16 protein-coding genes are annotated in these 18,344 nt (G+C 33.9%); 2 read left to right on the top strand and 14 right to left on the bottom strand.

Annotated features, from left to right (window positions below; translation table 11 throughout):
- Positions 1-11 precede the first annotated feature (11 nt).
- The 9 genes from BUB63_RS00075 to kdd form a co-directional block, all read right to left on the bottom strand.
- Positions 12-1,658 carry an Ig-like domain-containing protein gene (locus BUB63_RS00075; protein WP_027307973.1) on the bottom strand — a complete coding sequence of 549 codons (1,647 nt, stop codon included), beginning with the start codon at positions 1,656-1,658 and terminating at the stop codon, positions 12-14.
- A 154-nt stretch (positions 1,659-1,812) separates the two neighbouring features.
- Positions 1,813-3,411, bottom strand: a complete 1,599-nt coding sequence (locus BUB63_RS00070) for a CTP synthase (protein WP_027307974.1) — start codon at positions 3,409-3,411, stop codon at positions 1,813-1,815.
- Between the two features lie 387 nt (positions 3,412-3,798).
- A complete protein-coding gene (locus tag BUB63_RS00065) occupies positions 3,799-4,431 on the bottom strand; it encodes an MBL fold metallo-hydrolase (protein ID WP_073247553.1) in 633 nt (210 codons plus the stop codon).
- Positions 4,432-4,618: 187 nt separating this feature from the next.
- The gene (kamE, locus tag BUB63_RS00060) at positions 4,619-5,407 is read right to left on the bottom strand and encodes a lysine 5,6-aminomutase subunit beta (RefSeq protein ID WP_027307976.1); all 789 of its coding nucleotides are present in this window, start codon (positions 5,405-5,407) and stop codon (positions 4,619-4,621) included.
- Positions 5,400-6,959, bottom strand: a complete 1,560-nt coding sequence (kamD, locus tag BUB63_RS00055) for a lysine 5,6-aminomutase subunit alpha (RefSeq protein ID WP_073247552.1) — start codon at positions 6,957-6,959, stop codon at positions 5,400-5,402. The genes kamE and kamD overlap by 8 nt, the downstream gene beginning before the upstream one ends.
- Before the next feature lie 10 nt (positions 6,960-6,969).
- Positions 6,970-8,544: a lysine 5,6-aminomutase reactivase ATPase KamC gene (kamC, locus tag BUB63_RS00050; RefSeq protein ID WP_073247551.1), complete on the bottom strand. Its 1,575-nt coding sequence runs from the start codon at positions 8,542-8,544 to the stop codon at positions 6,970-6,972.
- Positions 8,541-9,551, bottom strand: coding sequence for a lysine 5,6-aminomutase reactivase subunit KamB (kamB, locus tag BUB63_RS00045; protein ID WP_073247550.1), 1,011 nt, complete (start codon positions 9,549-9,551; stop codon positions 8,541-8,543). Before kamB ends, kamC begins: the two co-directional genes overlap by 4 nt.
- An 11-nt stretch (positions 9,552-9,562) precedes the next feature.
- Positions 9,563-10,825 (bottom strand): lysine 2,3-aminomutase, encoded by a 1,263-nt coding sequence (kamA, locus tag BUB63_RS00040; protein WP_027307980.1) that lies wholly within the window; start codon positions 10,823-10,825, stop codon positions 9,563-9,565.
- A 17-nt stretch (positions 10,826-10,842) separates the two neighbouring features.
- Positions 10,843-11,877 carry an L-erythro-3,5-diaminohexanoate dehydrogenase gene (kdd, locus tag BUB63_RS00035; protein ID WP_073247549.1) on the bottom strand — a complete coding sequence of 345 codons (1,035 nt, stop codon included), beginning with the start codon at positions 11,875-11,877 and terminating at the stop codon, positions 10,843-10,845.
- Positions 11,878-12,232: 355 nt separating this feature from the next.
- On the opposite strand from kdd, the gene BUB63_RS00030 reads away from it, so the two are divergent.
- The gene (locus tag BUB63_RS00030) at positions 12,233-13,573 is read left to right on the top strand and encodes a sigma-54 interaction domain-containing protein (RefSeq protein WP_073247548.1); all 1,341 of its coding nucleotides are present in this window, start codon (positions 12,233-12,235) and stop codon (positions 13,571-13,573) included.
- A 32-nt stretch (positions 13,574-13,605) separates the two neighbouring features.
- Here the strand turns inward: BUB63_RS00030 and BUB63_RS00025 are convergent, their stop codons facing one another.
- The 5 genes from BUB63_RS00025 to ypeB form a co-directional block, all read right to left on the bottom strand.
- Positions 13,606-14,019, bottom strand: coding sequence for a YwiB family protein (locus BUB63_RS00025; RefSeq protein WP_027307983.1), 414 nt, complete (start codon positions 14,017-14,019; stop codon positions 13,606-13,608).
- 18 nt (positions 14,020-14,037) lie between these two features.
- Positions 14,038-14,844 carry a glutamate racemase gene (gene murI / locus BUB63_RS00020; protein WP_073247547.1) on the bottom strand — a complete coding sequence of 269 codons (807 nt, stop codon included), beginning with the start codon at positions 14,842-14,844 and terminating at the stop codon, positions 14,038-14,040.
- A gap of 23 nt (positions 14,845-14,867) precedes the next feature.
- A complete protein-coding gene (locus BUB63_RS00015) occupies positions 14,868-15,848 on the bottom strand; it encodes a DUF814 domain-containing protein (RefSeq protein WP_027307985.1) in 981 nt (326 codons plus the stop codon).
- 325 nt (positions 15,849-16,173) lie between these two features.
- Positions 16,174-16,359 (bottom strand): small, acid-soluble spore protein, alpha/beta type, encoded by a 186-nt coding sequence (locus BUB63_RS00010; RefSeq protein ID WP_027309432.1) that lies wholly within the window; start codon positions 16,357-16,359, stop codon positions 16,174-16,176.
- Positions 16,360-16,415: 56 nt separating this feature from the next.
- Positions 16,416-17,771: a germination protein YpeB gene (gene ypeB / locus BUB63_RS00005; RefSeq protein ID WP_027309433.1), complete on the bottom strand. Its 1,356-nt coding sequence runs from the start codon at positions 17,769-17,771 to the stop codon at positions 16,416-16,418.
- Positions 17,772-17,914: 143 nt separating this feature from the next.
- Here ypeB and BUB63_RS13530 point away from each other — a divergent pair, with 143 nt between their 5' ends.
- Positions 17,915-18,073 (top strand): hypothetical protein, encoded by a 159-nt coding sequence (locus BUB63_RS13530; protein ID WP_159431436.1) that lies wholly within the window; start codon positions 17,915-17,917, stop codon positions 18,071-18,073.
- Positions 18,074-18,344: the final 271 nt, after the last annotated feature.

Below are 18,344 nucleotides of genomic sequence, written 5' to 3'. Positions count from 1 at the left end.
TTATACCTCCTTTACATAATGCTTTTTAAGATATTAACTGTTTTTAAATATAAATTAGCCCATATTATAAAAGGCAACTTTTTCTTATCAAAATTATGCTTAACAATAATCTTGCATTTAGCTTCGTATCCTCCATCTAAACTTTTAGCCGTTATCACTGCTTCACCTATGTATTTTGCTTTTATTACTCCATTTTCATCAACAGTTACAATATTACTATTGCTACTTGTCCATTTAACCTTTTTTATTGTAGAATCATCAGGAATGAACCTTACTGTCAATTTATAACTTTCTCCTTTTTTGATTACTTTTTGCTTTTCAGTTAAATATATCCCTTTTACCTTTACTCGTGGCTCCTCATATTTAACTATTAAACAATCTTCATTCCCTTTAATATTTAAATCTTTTGAGTTTGTATATCCAGCAGCAACAAATCCTAAAAAATCAGAATAGACAGCAGAAAAGAAAACATCATCTCCCCCTTTTCCATAAGTTTTTTTCCACTCCATATTTCCATTTATATTGTATTTAACAGCTAATGCATCTTGACTACCTAAATTTAAATTATATAAATCACCATCATTTGATTGACTATAACCTACAGCTACTATTCCAAAATCCTGCTCATACATTACTGAATTAAAAACATCTTTTCCTGTTCCACCAAATGTATTTTTCCATAAAATATTACCATTTAAGTCAAATCTAAATATAAATGCATCGGTTAAACCTTTGTTTTTTAAACCGTAAAAATCTCCATCAGCAGAAGTAGTATAACCAACACCTATAAAGCCATTATTAAAATTACAAATTGATTGTATTGTTTCATCTCCACTTCCACCTATGTTTTTTATCCACATAACTTGTCCATTTGAATTGTATTTTACTAAAATTCCATCATCTCCACCTTTAATTTTTATATTTTTTAAGTCATTATCTTTAGAACCTGAATATCCACTAACAATATAACCATCACTTACACCAATAACTGAAAAAAACTTATCCCATTTACTACCACCAAATGTTTTTTCCCAAATTATTTTACCTGTTCTGTCTAATTTAACAATGATTCCATCATATTCTCCCTTATTAAAGGAATATAAATGACCATCTAATGAATTAGAGTACCCTACTGCTATATATCCATCAGCTACCTCTATAGCATTTGTAAATCTATCATACATACTTCCACCATAAGTCATTTTCCATTCAACATTGCCATTATAATCATACTTTATTATTAATGCCTCTTCACCTTTAACATTTAATCCAGACAAATCACCTTTTTGAGATTCAGTAAAACCAGATACAATAAATCCACCATCCCTACATAAACTTACACTATTAAAGGTTTCAAAGGCTTCACCTCCAAAGGTTTTTGCCCATTCAAGTTTCCCAAGCTCATTATATTTAGCTAAAAGTGCATCAAATCCACCATATAAATTCAAACTTGTTTCATAATCATTAGAACTTGTATGTCCAACAACTACAAAGCCAGAATCATTAGTTCTTTTTATACTATTATATCTTTCAAAACTTTTACCTCCATCAATGCTTTGCCATAGAACGCTTGGTTCTTTATTCAAAGCTATGGCATTATTATTGATAAAAACAAAATATATAACCAATACAATCAGACTTATTCTTTTTTTTGACATACTACCACTCCATATTACAATGTTTATAGTTATATGTTATCAAAAAACAATCATCAGTTCTACATATTTTTTATATTCAGCATTTTTTATAATTTAAAATAAAGTAATTTTATATGCCCAAAATTAAAAGGAGCTGTCATCTGACAGCTCCTTCTTACTTATTTAATGCAGCCTTTACAAAGTCTCTAAATAGTGGATGAGGTCTATTTGGTCTTGATTTGAATTCTGGGTGGAACTGTGCACCAACAAACCACTTGTGGTTTGGTATTTCAACTATTTCAACAAGCTTATCATCTGGGCTTGTTCCTGCAAGTACCATTCCCATTTTTGTTATTTGACTTCTGTATTCATTATTAAATTCATATCTATGTCTATGTCTTTCATATATTATCTCATCCTTATAGGCTTCATAGGAGAAGGTTCCTTCCTTTAACTTACAAGGATAAAGTCCAAGTCTCATTGTTCCGCCCTTTTCATCAATATCCTTTTGTTCATCCATAAGGTCAATTACAGGATATTTTGTATTTGGGTCTATTTCTGAACTGTTTGCACCAGATAGGCCTACTACATTTCTTGCAAATTCAATTACTGCACATTGCATTCCAAGACATATTCCAAGGAAGGGAACATTGTTTTCACGTGCATATTTTATTGCAAGTATCTTGCCTTCAATACCTCTATCTCCAAATCCACCTGGAACTAATATTCCATCTGCATCCTTTAATATTTCTTCATAGTTATTTTCATCCACATCACAGGCATTTATCCAATCTATTTCAACATCCGCATCGTTGTAAATACCTGCGTGCTTTAGGGCCTCAACAACTGACATATAAGCATCGTGAAGCTCTACATATTTTCCAACAAGGGCTATCTTTACCCTGTGCTTCAAATTCTTTAATCTCTCAACAATAGCCTTCCACTCTGTAAGGTCTATTTCCTTTGCATCTATGTTTAGTTTCTTTACAACAAGGGAGTCTAATCCCTCTTCGTGAAGCATAAGAGGAACTTCATAGAGCGTTGGAGCATCAAGGTTTTGTATTACTGATTCTCCATCTATGTTGCAGAAAAGTCCAATCTTGTCCTTCATTTCACGGGATAGTGGTTTTTCTGAACGGCAAACAATTATATCAGGTTGAATGCCTATGCTTCTTAATTCCTTAACTGAGTGTTGTGTTGGTTTTGTTTTTAGTTCTCCCGCCTTACCAAGGTATGGAACTAAAGTAACGTGTATAAAAAGAACATTTTCACGTCCAACTTCATACTTGATTTGTCTTATTGCCTCAAGGAAAGGTAAGCTTTCTATATCTCCAACTGTTCCACCTATTTCAGTTATAACAACATCTACATCATTTTCCTTTGCAACCTTGTAAACCTTTGACTTTATTTCGTTTGTAATATGTGGGATAACTTGAACTGTTCCACCAAGATATTCACCTTTACGCTCTTTTTGGATAACTGACCAGTAGATTTTGCCTGTTGTGACATTGCTGTTTTTAGACAAGTTCTCATCGATAAATCTTTCATAGTGACCAAGATCAAGATCTGTTTCTGCACCATCGTCTGTAACGAAAACTTCACCGTGCTGATATGGGCTCATTGTTCCTGGGTCGATGTTTATATAAGGGTCAAACTTTTGTATGGACACCTTTAGCCCGCGGGACTTAAGTAGTCTTCCGAGGGATGCTGCGGTTATTCCTTTTCCAAGAGATGACGCTACACCACCTGTAATAAATATGTATTTGGTTGCCATAATAAGCCTCCTTTGTATTCATTTCATTTAACTTTTATATTTTACTTTATGTTTTAGATTTGTGCAAGAGGGAATATAAAATGGAGGCAAATTTGCATACTCAATTTGTTCTTATATACTATCCCCATAAAGGATTTTTAGGCATTCGTTTATTTCGCTAATCAAATCTAAGCTTTTCTTTGTTTGAAAAAGTCCTACCCTCGCGATGCCATCGTCCTGATGGCCGCTCGGCTCGGCACGTCCTGTGCCGAATTACGGACTTTTCAAAGTCGAAAAGCTAAGATTTGCTAAAGCTCATAAAAGAGCCTAATAAAATCCTTTAAGGGGACTTTTAAAAATCTGAATTCCAACATATAATCTAAAAATTTAAGGAGGCAAATTTGCCTCCTATTCATAGTGAAGTACATATATATGTCTTTCCTTTAACATATCCTCCGTTATCTCTATAAAGGGTTTATCAAGCTTTGTATAGGGATAATATTCTAAGAACTTATCAACTGAGTTTAGTTCAAATTTTAATGGTTTTGTCTTGTAGTGCATAGGTATTATTACCTTTGCATTTAGGCTCTCGCACACATCACGTGCTGCCTCTGCATCAATTGTATATACCCCTCCAACTGGGATTAAAAGAACATCTACATCTCCTATCATTTCTATCTGTGCCTTTGTAAGCCTATGTCCTAAATCTCCAAGGTGGCAGACCTTTTTACCATCCACATCAAAGACATAAACTATATTATCTCCTCTTTTTGCACCTTGTTCTTCATCGTGATAGGTATGTACTCCTCTTATTGCTATATTTTTTATATAGAAATTTCCAACTTTATTAACTATTGTATAATCTCCACTTAAACAATCTGTAAAGTTATGGTCGTAGTGGTTATGGCTTGTTGTAACTATATCGCAACTTACCTTAGGCAGTTTATATCCAACGTTATCATCAAATGGGTCTGTTACTATTCTTATTCCATTTTTTGATGTTATCTTAAAGCAGGCGTGGCCTAACCATTTTATTCGCATAAAACCCCTCCCGATTAGTATATGTTTATTTGTATATATAATATCATAAATGGACTGGTTTTATGCAAAAATTTTAAAAAATTTCACAAATGATTATAAAATATAAGAAGACAAAATAATAAAGTCCCATTAAAGGATAGCCTAATTTTAAGCCTTATAAACCCTTTAATGGGGCATATTTATATGCCTACCTGATACCTCTTGCTACCATCTCCTGAACTATAAAAGAAGCTACATCCTCAGCAAAGGAACCTGCTCCAAACCCTGCGTCATAACCAAGCTCCTTTGCAAGCTCGTGACTAATTCTTGGCCCACCTGCAACCAGTACAACTCTATCCCTTATACCCTCTGCTTCAACTATTTCTACAAGTTCAGTCATATTTGGAATGTGTACATTCTTTTGGGTTACAACCTGTGATACTAAAATTGCATCAGCATTTACCTCTATTGCCTTTGCCACCAATACTTCATTTGGAACCTGACTTCCCAAGTTATATGCCTCTATCATCTGATATCTTTCAAGCCCATAGTGTCCTGCATATCCCTTCATATTCATAATTGCATCTATTCCAACCGTATGGGCATCTGTACCTGTACAAGCCCCAACTACAACAACCTTTCTTCCTATATTTTTTCTAATATAGTCATCCACCTCATCCATTGACATTGTATTGGTCTCAACCTTTGGAACTACTATCTTTGTTGCATCAACAGAGTGTATACAGGAACCATATACAACAAAAAAGGTATATCCTACACCTAAATCCATCATATGGGTAACATTAGGCTCTTCAATTCCCATCTTCATTGCAAGCTGCCTTGCCGCCTCCTTTGCCTCCTCTGAATAGGGAAGAGGAAGTGTAAAGGATAGCTGAACCTTCCCATCATTCATTGTATCTCCATAGGCCTTAACCCTTGTTTTATCAAAGGTCTTGTCAAAATCCTTCTTCTCCATTGAATAAAGTCCACTACTCATTGTTAGCGCCTCCTAACATTAGAGGTATGAACTCATTTATATAGTTTTCTCCCTTTTTAAATACTCCATCTAATCCCTTTCCTCCATATCTTGAACGCTTAATGTCTGCAAAAATTCCCTTCTCGAGGGTTGTAAATAATCCTTCCTTTTCAATCTCCTCAAGAAGCATTGTAGCCTTTTGTAAAACTTCATTTGCTCTTTTTTCTACAAGTCCTCCACGTTTAAACTCTATTTCATCACCTATTGACTTCATATTATTAAATATATACCTTGCATTCTCAATAGATAGGGCTCTGTCGGAGATAAAAGGAGTGTGGATTGCCTCTGTTAACATACCAAGAAGCTGTATACCCTGATGAGTCCAAATAGATACAACATTAAATAGTACATCCTGAATGTGTCCTTTAAATATGTTTCCTGTCATAAACTTAGTAGGAGGCATATATTTTAATGGTGCCTTAGGGAATATCTGCCTTGCCATCTGTGCCTGTGCAAGTTCAAGTAAAAATCCATCCTTAAGGTCTGGATTCATTTCAAAGGCGTGTCCAAGCCCCATCTGTTCCTCTAAAATTCCTGCCATCTTTGCAAACTGTTCATTTATAAACTGTGACGCCAAAACAGTATGGGCTGCCTCTACTGCATCTGCTGTTGTTAGGTAGTTGTCTTCTCCTGTATTTATGATTACACCAGCAAATCCATTTATTACTCTTGAGAAGAACTGGTCAACTATTGTTCTTTGCATATTTATATCTCTAAAAAGTATTCCATAGAGGGCATCATTTAGCATTACATCTAACCTTTCCATTGCTCCCATTGCTGCAATCTCAGGCATACACAGACCTGAACAGTAGTTGCAAAGCCTTATATATCTTCCAACCTCTAAAGATACTTCATCAAGGGCCCTTCTCATTATTCTAAAATTCTCCTGCGTTGCATAGGTTCCTCCAAAACCTTCGGTTGTTGCACCATAGGGCACATAGTCAAGAAGGCTCTGACCTGTTGTTCTTATCACCGCAATAATATCTGCTCCCTGCTTTGCTGCAGACTGTGCCTGTACAACGTCCTCATATATGTTTCCTGTTGCAACTATAACATAAAGGTAGGGCTTATCCCCTTCACCTATATTTTTAATCATTTCCTCTCTTTTTTTTCTATTTAGCTTTATCCTTTCTACCATTGGATATGCAAGTTCTAATGCCCTATTTTTAATTTCTTCTAAGCTGTGTTTGTTTAATTTAACTATATTTAAATTTCCCTTTGCAACCTCCTCTGCAATCTCCTGCGTTGATAGATTTGTCTCAAGTACAGCATTTACTAAATAATATGATAACCCGTCCTCTAATGCACCATTTTCCTTGATGTGGTCAACTATTCTGTTTGGAAGTGGAACTCCATTTTCATCTACTCCATCTATTCCATATAACCTTGCAATGGTTCTTTCTGTTGAAACTGTTGAATGAAGGTCTATAAACTTCTGTGTATCAAGTGCTATGTTTCTTGCTGCATCCCTTGCCCTTTTTATAAGCTCTTCATTTAAGTTTATATATGCCATATTATCCCCCCTACTTTAGGTATTTTTCTGCCAAATTAAGTATATCCTCCTCAAAACCAAGAAGTCTTGCCACCCTTATTGCATCCTTTGGAACTTCGTACTTACCATAGACTTCCCTTAAGGTATAGTCCATATATAGATTCAAATCCTTAAGGGAAATATTTTTAATATCCTCTCCTATTTTAAGGCCCACAACCTCATAATGTCTTGCTATATCATCTACTCCATCAAAATGGGTTGTTACAACCAAAACAGAATTTAAGGTATTAAAATATGATAGAATTGCCTTTAATATTGCTCGTCCCTCTTTTGGGTTTGTTCCCCTTGCTATTTCATCTATAAGTACAAGTCCCATCTTATCTTTGTATTTAACAGCCTCATTTAGAGCCAAAACCTCTGCACCAAAGGTTGATAATCCATTATCAAGCGACTGCATATCACCTGCTTGACAAAAATAGTATTCAAAGGGGTAGAAGCTAAAGAAATCGCAGGGTACAAAAAATCCCATATGAGCCATAATACACAAAAGACCAATAAGCCTTAATGTAACAGTCTTACCCCCCATATTTACTCCTGTAATTATTGTTGAACCTTTTTTTAAATCTATTGAAATTGGTGTAAAGTCTACTCCCTTCTTTTTAAGTTCAGCCTCAACCTTAAGATGTCGTCCCTTTTCTATTTTTATCTCAATACTATTATTTATATTAGGTCTTACTGATTTTGTCTCTATAGCAAGCTCTGCCTTTTGAAGGAGCAAATCAAGTTCTGAAATTAAGGCAATTAGCCTATTCAAATTTTCTTCCTCTTCTTTAATTTTCTCTGTTAAATATGTTCTAATCCTATGCTCTTCCTCTTCCTCCTCTTCCTTTAGCTTTTCTATTATATTATTAATCCTATCTCCCTCATCCCCAAGCTCAAGGGAAAAAATAATATAGTAGGGTGTCTTTAGAGCCTGTCTTAGATTTTTATCACAAAGGGCCTCTTCTATTTTAACATCATCCCTTGATATCACAATTTCGCTGTTTTGCTTAACATAAACACCGTATTTTTGTTCAACCTTATTTTTAATCTCTTCCCTTAAAAGATTTAGTCTTCTTATATAATCCTTTATTTCACTCCTTATTGTCTTTAATCTTTGGCTGTAGCTATCGTATATATAAAAACTTTTGCTATTTTGCCCCTCTATGTCTAAAATATTTTCTAAATAGAGTATTCTAAAGAGCTTCAACTCCTCTATGAAGTTATTATCCATTTGTATTTTACATATTTCACGAACATTTATTAAAAAGTTCTTTATTTCAAAAAGCTCGGATACCTCTAAAACCGAACCTGACACTGCCCTTTTTATGGAGGTTCTTATCTCCTTTATACCTTCAAGAAGGGACAAAATATCATTATAATCCCTTTTATTATTCTGTATAAAACCCATTAAAAACTCTATACAGTCATACTGCCTATTTAACTCATCTTTGTTTTTATACAAAGTTAATGAATTTATCCTTTCCTTTCCATAGGGGGTTCTTACATTTAATATAGATAAAACATAGTCCATTCCAATATTCTTTAATGTATCTTTTAAAATCATACCCCCACTCCTTCATACAAAACATCATATACATCAAGAGGGTATAATGCCCTCCTTAAGTTTTGCAAAAACACATCAGGATTATAATAGTAACCAAAGGGGGAAGTTGGATTTTGAGTTACACATATTAGATTTATCCTTTCTAATACATATATATTACCTCCTGCCACCCTAAAACTATCATAATCCTCCCTGTTTACAAATATCTTTGTTCCATCTTTAACAATTATATCAACCTCAAGTCCCTTTATTTTATTCAAAAAAGTTCCTGTTAAACTTCCGGGTAAGTAGATATATTTTATATTTTTATCTATTCTATTTAATATTTCATCCTCATTGCCTAAGGATGTCTTTATATCCGTATCAATGGTGTTATCCCCTATTAATAAAACATTTTTTGAATTTAGAGAATTTATTTTGTTTAAAGCATCCTCTTCTACTCTATTAAGACTTAACATATCCACTGTATGCTTTGTTTTTTTTATTGTTATATTTATATCCCTTGAGAGACTTGCACCAGTTGATAGTATGCACGCATCAGTTATAGAAGGGGAACCCTGCGTTTTTCTATTTAGTGCACCATCAATTAGTACAATATCTCCCCCAAGGGTAAGCATCATATCTGAAACTTGAGATATTTCTCTATTACTATCTGGACCTGCTAAAAGCACATATCCATCCCTTATTATCTTAACTATAACTATTCTTCCAAGACAGGTTGAAAAGGGCAGAATATCGATTATTTCATACTTTGCACTAAAACTTTTTAGTGCCTCCTCTGAAGTTGCAATTAATGTGCCCTCATAGGCATAGATTTTAGGTTTTTTTGTTTTATACACAATATCCCTTCCCTCTCCATCTACGCCTATTGAGGTAAGGCAGACTATTCTCTTTTTCTTTTTACAAATATCAATTAGCTCATTTAAAACTACTGTCTTTCCTGAATTTTTACTCATACCAAGTATTGATATCTTTTTATAGGTGTCTATTGCACTATATAAATTCATCCATCCACCTTCTATTTGTTTTTATAATTTTTTGCCCTTTCTCTCCTTAATAAAACATCTGGTTCAAAACTTAATTTATCTCCCTCAATAAGCATCGAAACTCCAGTCACATCATCCTGCTCCTTACCTCTACATACATCGCAGGTACATTTTTCCTCAACATACTCAGGTTCAGTATATGTCGTAATGACTCCCTCAAAGTTTCTTAAGACAACCTTTTTTGGAGATTGGCTAATCACATACTGAGGCATAACTGGAGTCTTCCCGCCTCCACCTGGTGCATCAACTACAAAGGTCGGAACACAAAAACCTGATGTATGTCCCCTTAATCCCTCTATAATCTCTATTCCCTTTGAAACCTTTGTCCTAAAATGTTCAATTCCCTGTGATAGGTCGCATTGGTATAGGTAATATGGTCTTACCCTCATCTTAACCAATTCGTGAACAAGTTTCCTCTGAATGTGAACACAATCATTTACTCCTCTTAAAAGAACTGATTGGTTTCCAAGTGGTATGCCTGCATCTGCAAGCATTTCACAGGCCTTCTTTGACTCCTCTGTTATTTCCTTTGGATGATTAAAATGAGTATTAAGCCAAATTGGATGATATTTTTTGAGCATATTACATAGGTCTTTAGTTATTCTCATAGGGTTTACAACCGGTGTTCTTGTACCTATTCTTATTATCTCAACGTGGGGTATTTCCCTAAGTTTCTTTATTATATACTCAAGTCTATCATCATCAACAAGTAGAGCATCACCACCTGATAACAAAACATCTCGAACCTGTGGAGTATTTTTTATATATTCTATTGCCTTGTCTATTCTATCTAATGGAAGTGATGAATCTGTCTGCCCTGCAAATCTCCTTCTTGTACAGTGTCTGCAGTACATAGAACACATATCCGTAATCAAAAGAAGAACTCTATCTGGATATCTATGGGTTAAACCTGGTACTGGAGAGTCAGCATCCTCGTGTAATGGATCACTCATATCACAGCTTGAAAAATTAAGCTCTAATAATGTTGGAACTGCCTGCTTTCTAATAGGGTCGTGGGGGTCATCTTTATCCATTAAGGTTGCATAGTATGGAGTTATAGCCATTCTTAATGTTTTTAGGCACCTCTCTATTGCCTGCTCCTCTTCAGGCAGAAGGTTTATAACCTTCTTTAACTGTTCAACGGTCGTTATTCTATTTCTAACCTGCCATTTCCAATCATTCCACTCTTCTTCAGTTACGTTTTTAAATAGCTCAATACTCCTATAATCCCTCATTTAAATCCCCCTCACAATTAAACATAAATAGTTTCAAATATTTCTCTCAATAGCTTACTCTCCCTCAAAACCTCAAGTGTTATCTGTGCGTGTCCCTTTGTATATCCATTTCCTATTATCATATTAACGTCCTTTCCTACGCCTTCTGCTCCAAGTGCTGCTCTTGTAAAGCTTGTTGCCATACTGAAGAAATAAACTATTCCATCGTCCCTAACTGGAAGAATTGTTGACATCTCTGTATTTGGTATGTTTACAACGTTAATTGCAATATCCACATACCTTCCACCTGTGCATTCAAGAACCTTATTTAAGACTTCAACAGGCTGTGTTGCATCCCCTTCAATTACTACATCACAAAGATTTGTTTGTTTTAATCTCTCTGCTGATTTTCCTGGTCTTGCTAAACCAATTACCTTACCAGTTACCCCTGCACGCTTTTTAGCTTCATAACAGCATAAAAGTCCACTCTTTCCTGCTGCACCAAGTATTAAAACATAATCACCTGGTTTAACAAGCTTTGCAGTCTGGGCTGGTGCTCCTGCAACATCAAGTGCTGCAAGTGCTAATGTCTCTGGCATATCATCAGGAAGTTTTGCATATATACCACTTTCAAATAGGATTGCCTTTCCTTCTATATCCACTTGGTCAATATCTTTTTTAACATTTAAAATCTTGTCTATTCTAAGTGGAGTTAATGATAGTGAAACCAATGTTGCTATTTTATCTCCAACCTTAAGGTCAATTTTTCCCTCTAAATCTTTTCCTATCTTCTCTACAATACCTATTAGCATTCCACCTGAACCTGTTACTGGGTTTTGATGTTTTCCTCTCTCCTTCACTATATTTAGCATTATCTCCTTTATCTTTTCAATATCTCCTCCTGCCTGCTCCTTTATTTGAGTAAAGCTTGCAGAATCTATATTTAGTGTCTTTACGTCAATTAATATTTCGTTATCGTAAATCTCCATTGTATTGTCAATTTTTAACGCTGTTTGTGGTAGAACTCCCTTTGGTTCTATAACTCTGTGTGTTCCGTATGGACATCCTCTCATAAAAATCCCCCCTATGTTTATTTTAAAATTTATTTTGCAAAGTTTATGCCAAAATTTAGATTATATTTATATTAACTATCCACTATATTTACTATGTTTTCTTTAAAAACAATTGCAAAATTTACTTCATTTTATATTATCTTTTCTATGTATGATGAATTTTGGGCATATATATTTTAAATTAGCTACAAAAATATGCTATGCATTGTTATCATTTTTTTCATACATAAAAATTCATAGCAATATTTTTTACTAAAATAAACAATGGTAAATTAAAGAAAAGTATGATAAAATAAAAATGCAGAAAATTCTGCATTTTGTGCCGATTTTTAATCACTAATAGGGGGAAAGGTATATGTTTGATAAAAATGTATATGATATTTTCGATAATTTAGAGGATGGAATCACAATTATAGATAATAGGGGTAGGATTGTTTTTCTCAATAAAAAGGCACAAAAACTTGATAATATAAATTTAGACGAAGTTTTAGGGAGGCACATCCTTGAGGTTTACCCTTCCCTTTCACAGAGAAATAGTACACTGCTTAACGTTCTTCATTCTAAAACTCCAATCAAAGACAACATCCAAACCTTCATTAACTTCAAGGGTGAAAAAATAACAACACAAAACACAACACTTCCTGTCTTAAATGGAGAAAAAATAATAGGTGCTATTGAAATTTCAAGGGATTTAACCAGCGTAAAAAAAATGACCGATGAAATAATGAAGCTAAAAAATGAACTCATAACTAAAAAGGATGGAAAAAGCTTAGAGAGAAGGTTATACACCTTTATGGATATAATCGGTGAGAGCAATGAGATGCTCTATATAAAAAATATAGCAATTAAGGCATCTAATTCTTCTTCTCCTGTGTTTATATATGGAGAGACTGGCGTGGGTAAGGAACTTTTTGTGCAGGCTATACATTCTGCCAGCAAAAGAAGAAATGGGCCCTTTATTGCTCAAAACTGTGCTGCTGTGCCAGAAACACTTCTTGAGGGGATTCTATTTGGAACTGTGCGGGGAAGCTTTACAGGCTCAGAGGATAGACCTGGACTTTTGGAACTATCAGATGGAGGAACTCTTTATCTTGATGAGCTAAACTCTATGCCTCCCACCCTTCAGGCAAAGCTTTTAAGAGTTTTGCAGGATGGATTGGTAAGAAGGGTTGGAGATGTAAAGGAAAAGAAGGTTGATGTTAGATTTATTGCCTCCACCAACATAAGCCCTGAAGAATGCTTAAAAAGAGGATTAATTAGGCGGGATTTATATTATAGACTAAATGTAATATCAATAAAAATACCAGAACTTAAGGATAGAAGGACTGATATACCTCTTCTTATTAACTTTTTTATAAATAAATATAAAAATAAACTTGGAAAAGATAAAATACAAATAACAGATGAGGCTCTTGATTGTTTAATTAACTACAGCTGGCCTGGAAACGTAAGGGAGCTTGAACATACTATAGAGAGAATATTAAACCTAAAGGACGATGATACAATAACAATGGACGACCTACCTGAACAGATAAAAGGCTGCAATAATATTTCTCTTGAGGAGTCTATAGAAAGATATGAAAAAAAGTTGATTGAGGATGCGTTAAGCTTGAGCAACAATAATATAAGCCTTGCCGCCAAAATGCTAAAGATACCAAGACAAACACTGCAGTACAAGATAAAAAAATACTTTTAAAATAAAAACAAAAGGTGCTAAACACCTTTTGTTTACCTTATTTTTAACTCTAAATGATTTATAATCGGATCAAGGCCTGTTGCCTGCATTTTATAATCAAGCTCAACCTTTGCACCCCTATCATCTGCCTGAATATCAACCTTATTTGTTGATATTGTTATTTCAAGTGCACCATAGGGAGTTGAATAGAAGGCTGTATGCTTTTCTCCCTTTTTAAATTTCAGTTCAGAGGTGGTTGTACCTCTTCTTATTATATTTAAACTGTCTTGACCTATAATTAGGGTTGTTCTTGTACCCTCCATTCCTGATATTTCAGACTCATCATATTCTGCCACATAACTGTCGTTATCTTTATAATATATACCTTCTGAAATAAGTTCTATTGTTTCTTCTTGTCCATCAATCAATTGCTTTGTCTTTACAGAAATCAAACGCTTATTCTCCACACTCTCATCCTCGCTTTTTTAATATTTTTCTATATCTATTTTTGTAATATTTTCTATTTCCCTATTCAAGAAGTTTCCACCAACTCTTTTAAACTTATCAGGATTGTCGCTTACATAATAGCTATATTCAGCATTTCTTTTAGATGTATTTTGTAATCCATTTTCAAATAAAATGCTCTTTAGCTCAATTGCAGTCTCCTCTGCAGGGTTTATTAAAGTTACACCATCTCCCATTATTTTACCTATAACATTAGTTAATATAGGATAGTGGGTACAACCTAAAACAAGTGTATCCACATCAAATTCCTTAAAGGGCTCTAAATATTCTCTTGCTATCATATAGGAAACTTCCTTTTCTGCCCATCCCTCCTCTACAAGGGGAACAAATAGTGGACAAGGTAGTGCATAAATTTCAACTTCCTTAAACAGCCTTCTTATCATCTTTTCATAGGCTCTGCTGTTTACTGTACCCTCTGTACCTATTATTCCTACTCTACCTGTTTTAGTTGCTCTAACTGCTGCACTTGCACCAGGCTTTATAACACCTATTATTGGAACATCAAATTCTGAATTTAACTCCTCAAGGGCTAATGCAGATGCAGTATTGCAGGCTATTACTATTGCTTTAACATCTTTACTCAATAAAAATCTTGAATTTTGTTTGGCAAATTTAGTTATGGTTTCCTTAGATTTACTTCCATATGGAACCCTTGCAGTATCTCCAAAATACACAATATCCTCATAAGGAAGTATCTTCATTATCTCTTTAACTACAGTTAGCCCTCCAATCCCTGAATCAAAAACACCAATAGGTCTTGTATCCAATTCTCTCCCACCTTTTTACTTTATTACACCATATACTTTGCTATTTCATCATCCAAAGCAGGTTCTACCGTTAATATATTATATTTATTTTCATTATAAATTCTATACTTAACTCTAACATTTTTTTCTTCCCTCGCTTTGCTGTACCTTGCTGCAATCCTTGCTGCAAGTATTATATCTTCTTCAGTTGGTTTTCCTCTTAAAACAACAGTTGAACCTGTTACATCAAGTGTATCAAATATATAATCTCCTTCTTTTATCATTGTCTTTAACATTTTAAATTCATCCTGTGTTCTTGTTGAAATTATTTTTACATTTTCATTTATTCTAAAATGTCTTCCTATGTTTAATATATCTATATCTTGAGGCTTTGCCTCTTTATTATGTGTTAGTAAGTCCTTTAGCCTCTTAGAAAAACCAGGATCTGTTAACTTACAGCCTCCTGCTGGTGATGGATACTCCTTTATATTCCACTTTTCTGCAAGCTCCATCTGAACCTTTCTTCCTCTGCCTGATATATCAAGTAATTTTTCTCTATCAACAAGTCCTTGTTTCTCCATCCAAGTCTCAGGTAAATTTTTAGCACATAGTGGTCTTAATATATATTCTTCATATCCTGATTCCTTCTTTACTATATCAAGTGCCTGTCTATTTTGAGACATAGGTCTTTGGTTTAAAACTTCTCCTGTTATTATAAAGTCTGCCTCAAGCTCCTTCATTAGTTTTCCTGCATAGTTTAACATCATAGCGTGGCAATCTATACAAGGATTCATATTCTTTCCGTATCCGTGTTTAGGATTTTTAACCATTTCAAGATGTTCTTCTGAAAAATCAACAACCTTAAGGGGTATATCTATCTGTTCACACATCTTTACTGCTCTATCACAACCAAAAAAAGCAGACTTGAAGCATATACCAATAACCTCTACACCTTGGTCCTTTACAAGTTTTGCTGCAAGTCCACTATCTAATCCACCTGAAATTAACGCAAGTGCTCTTGCCATTTTATCCTCTCCTTATCATAATATGGCGGGTTACCTATTCAGCAATTAAATAGGCAACACCTATTAATAATTTGAAAGTTTACCTAATTATTTTAATGATATGCTTAGGTCTTACTATATAGACATTTTATATTTTGTACTATTATAAGTCAAGAAACATTAATATTATATTTTCTTATGTAAATTTGCCCCGTAAAGGATTTCTTTTGGCATTTTTAATCACTTTTTAATTTGTGATAAATGCCTTTGAAATCCTTCTACGGGGCTCTTTTTATACACTTTAGCATCTCTTGATGTCAAATTTGCAAATTATCTTCTGCGTTTATTAGCTGTGATTGTGGTTTTGTTCATACATCTTCTCTGCATATTTTATTGCTGCTGCTACAAGGTTTCCACACTCTCTTGATGGAACATCGCCCCAGCCTTTTTCCTTAACAATGTCATAAACCCCAAGCTCTTTTGCAAGCTCATACTTTAGTTCGTCAGACATAATACTTCTATGTCTTGACATACTAAATCCCCCCTTTGATATTAATTTTCCCCCAAAACATTTTTATATGTTATAAACTATATGGTAAGCTCACCATTAGGTGTATCTATTAACTTCAGTATCCTCTCTTCTGTTCCATCCTGAGCATTTATGTATATGAAGAACTTTTCTCCTTTATATTCTCCAAAGAATTCATAACATAAAACTTCCTTTAAAGATTCCATTGGTATTATTGTCAATCTTATGTTTTTTATGTTTAAATTTTTACTAACATTCGCCTTTGCCTCCTGTGGTGTAATCCTTGCAGTAGGTATCCTTCTTTCGGTATGGGCTACTAAAAAGTGCTGTGCCTCTATACCAATTATTTCTCCATTGTCTAATGCAATCTTTAGCTTGATTTGGTCCGGATAAACAACAACCTTATCCTGAACATAAACATAATTTATTAGAGCAATATTATCATATTTTAATGTGTAAGTTGGAAGCATATCTCTATAGCCTATATTTTCAAGATATTTCATTCCTCTTTCAATTGCCTGCTTCATATTAAGCTTTGAACCTTTTATTTCTCTTGTATTTAGAAGATATACAATTTTGCCTCCGTTTTGACTTACATCAACATCAACTGTTGCATCCTTATTGCCCTTCATAGTAACCTTAAAGGGATAAACTGGTATTTTGCCTCCCTGTTTACTGCTATATGTATCTATAGATTGAACCTTATCATTTCCAAGTATATCCTTAACTATCCTCTTTGCTTCTTCTATGCTTATCTTCGGCTGTTCTAATATCTTTGGCTTTATATTGAGTACATTTTCTGAAAATGGGCCATCGTAAATTAAAGTTGGGTATTGTTGAAGCTCCTTGGATATATTTTCAAATTTTACATCCACTGGATTTTGCAAATTCTGCGAAAATAATACTTTTCCCTTAAGCTTGATTTCAGTCCAGTCTAATTTACCCTCCGAAACCTCCTGCTGCAGTTCGTGCAGTTTAACATTTAGATAACCTGCATAATCATTAAGCTTTTCTAATGTTTTAAGCTCAGATTCACTTAATCCCTGCCCACTACTGCTTCTTTTAAGGAGTGTATAGGAAAAGTCCCCAACTTGGGCTAAAAATTTTGATGTTTGGGACAGGGCTTCGTGGGAAATTGGAAGACTGTTTAATCTATCCTGTGCTGCACCCGCCTGCCTCCAAATCTCACTAAAAATAATTATCCCTTGTTTTTCTGACATAGTAACTGGAACCTTAGATAAACTTGCCTGTAGAGATTCAACATTTGAGACTATTTCATATAAGTCCTTTTGGTATTGATTCCCAAGAAATATTCTATAATCTCTCCTATCAAGATACATTAGAACTCCAAATGTTGTGGTAAAAACAATTATTATAGAAACAACTATTGCAAGAAAAGACCTTTTATTAAACATATTACCACCCTTTACACAAAAATTTCTAAATTTATTTTTTGTATTTATCTTGTAATTATACATTTAATTTGTTGTTAACATTATGTTAATAAAAGGATTTTTTAAGATTTATTGCTTATAATATAATTAAGTGAGGTGAAGTTATGAAGATATTGTGCTTGACAGTATCGGCAGGAAGTGGACACATAAAGGCTGCAGAGGCAATAGGAAAATACTTTAAAACACATTATAATGATGTCCAATTTGAAATGGTAGATACACTAAAATATATAAACCTGAATTATTCACCAACCAAAAATTAAACTGAAAAATATTTATAAGAAATCTTAGTATAATTGTTATATGAATAAAATTTTCATAAATTACAGATATTTACATTAAAGAAGAATAGATTTCACCTATAGTATAAAATTTTACTTTTTGAACTTATCAAAGAACAATAATAAAAGAATTTCATTCTAACTTGTGAATATTTGCTACAATCTCATAAAAATCATTTTTATATGCGTAGCTACTGCAAAGCTTAAATATTATGTAGCGACTACTTCTTACTATTCTTGAGGCTATTTTCAT

Source organism: Caloramator proteoclasticus DSM 10124 (genome assembly GCF_900129265.1).
Lineage (GTDB): Bacteria > Bacillota > Clostridia > Clostridiales > Caloramatoraceae > Thermobrachium > Thermobrachium proteoclasticum.
Note: the sequence above shows the minus strand (reverse complement) of the source record. Positions and strands in the feature narration are given on the sequence as shown.

What these genes read in the sequence shown, in the direction of transcription:
- BUB63_RS00030 (WP_073247548.1), top strand. Translation starts at nt 12,233, where the DNA reads ATGTTTGATAAAAATGTATATGATATTTTCGATAATTTAGAGGATGGA.
- kamB (WP_073247550.1), bottom strand. Translation starts at nt 9,551, where the DNA reads ATGAATTTATATAGTGCAATAGACACCTATAAAAAGATATCAATACTT.
- kdd (WP_073247549.1), bottom strand. Translation starts at nt 11,877, where the DNA reads ATGAGAGGATGTCCATACGGAACACACAGAGTTATAGAACCAAAGGGA.
- BUB63_RS00070 (WP_027307974.1), bottom strand. Translation starts at nt 3,411, where the DNA reads ATGGCAACCAAATACATATTTATTACAGGTGGTGTAGCGTCATCTCTT.
- kamA (WP_027307980.1), bottom strand. Translation starts at nt 10,825, where the DNA reads ATGAGGGATTATAGGAGTATTGAGCTATTTAAAAACGTAACTGAAGAA.
- BUB63_RS13530 (WP_159431436.1), top strand. Translation starts at nt 17,915, where the DNA reads ATGAAGATATTGTGCTTGACAGTATCGGCAGGAAGTGGACACATAAAG.
- kamC (WP_073247551.1), bottom strand. Translation starts at nt 8,544, where the DNA reads ATGATTTTAAAAGATACATTAAAGAATATTGGAATGGACTATGTTTTA.
- BUB63_RS00015 (WP_027307985.1), bottom strand. Translation starts at nt 15,848, where the DNA reads ATGGCAAGAGCACTTGCGTTAATTTCAGGTGGATTAGATAGTGGACTT.
- kamD (WP_073247552.1), bottom strand. Translation starts at nt 6,959, where the DNA reads ATGGCATATATAAACTTAAATGAAGAGCTTATAAAAAGGGCAAGGGAT.
- BUB63_RS00065 (WP_073247553.1), bottom strand. Translation starts at nt 4,431, where the DNA reads ATGCGAATAAAATGGTTAGGCCACGCCTGCTTTAAGATAACATCAAAA.
- ypeB (WP_027309433.1), bottom strand. Translation starts at nt 17,771, where the DNA reads ATGTTTAATAAAAGGTCTTTTCTTGCAATAGTTGTTTCTATAATAATT.
- BUB63_RS00010 (WP_027309432.1), bottom strand. Translation starts at nt 16,359, where the DNA reads ATGTCAAGACATAGAAGTATTATGTCTGACGAACTAAAGTATGAGCTT.
- BUB63_RS00075 (WP_027307973.1), bottom strand. Translation starts at nt 1,658, where the DNA reads ATGTCAAAAAAAAGAATAAGTCTGATTGTATTGGTTATATATTTTGTT.
- kamE (WP_027307976.1), bottom strand. Translation starts at nt 5,407, where the DNA reads ATGAGTAGTGGACTTTATTCAATGGAGAAGAAGGATTTTGACAAGACC.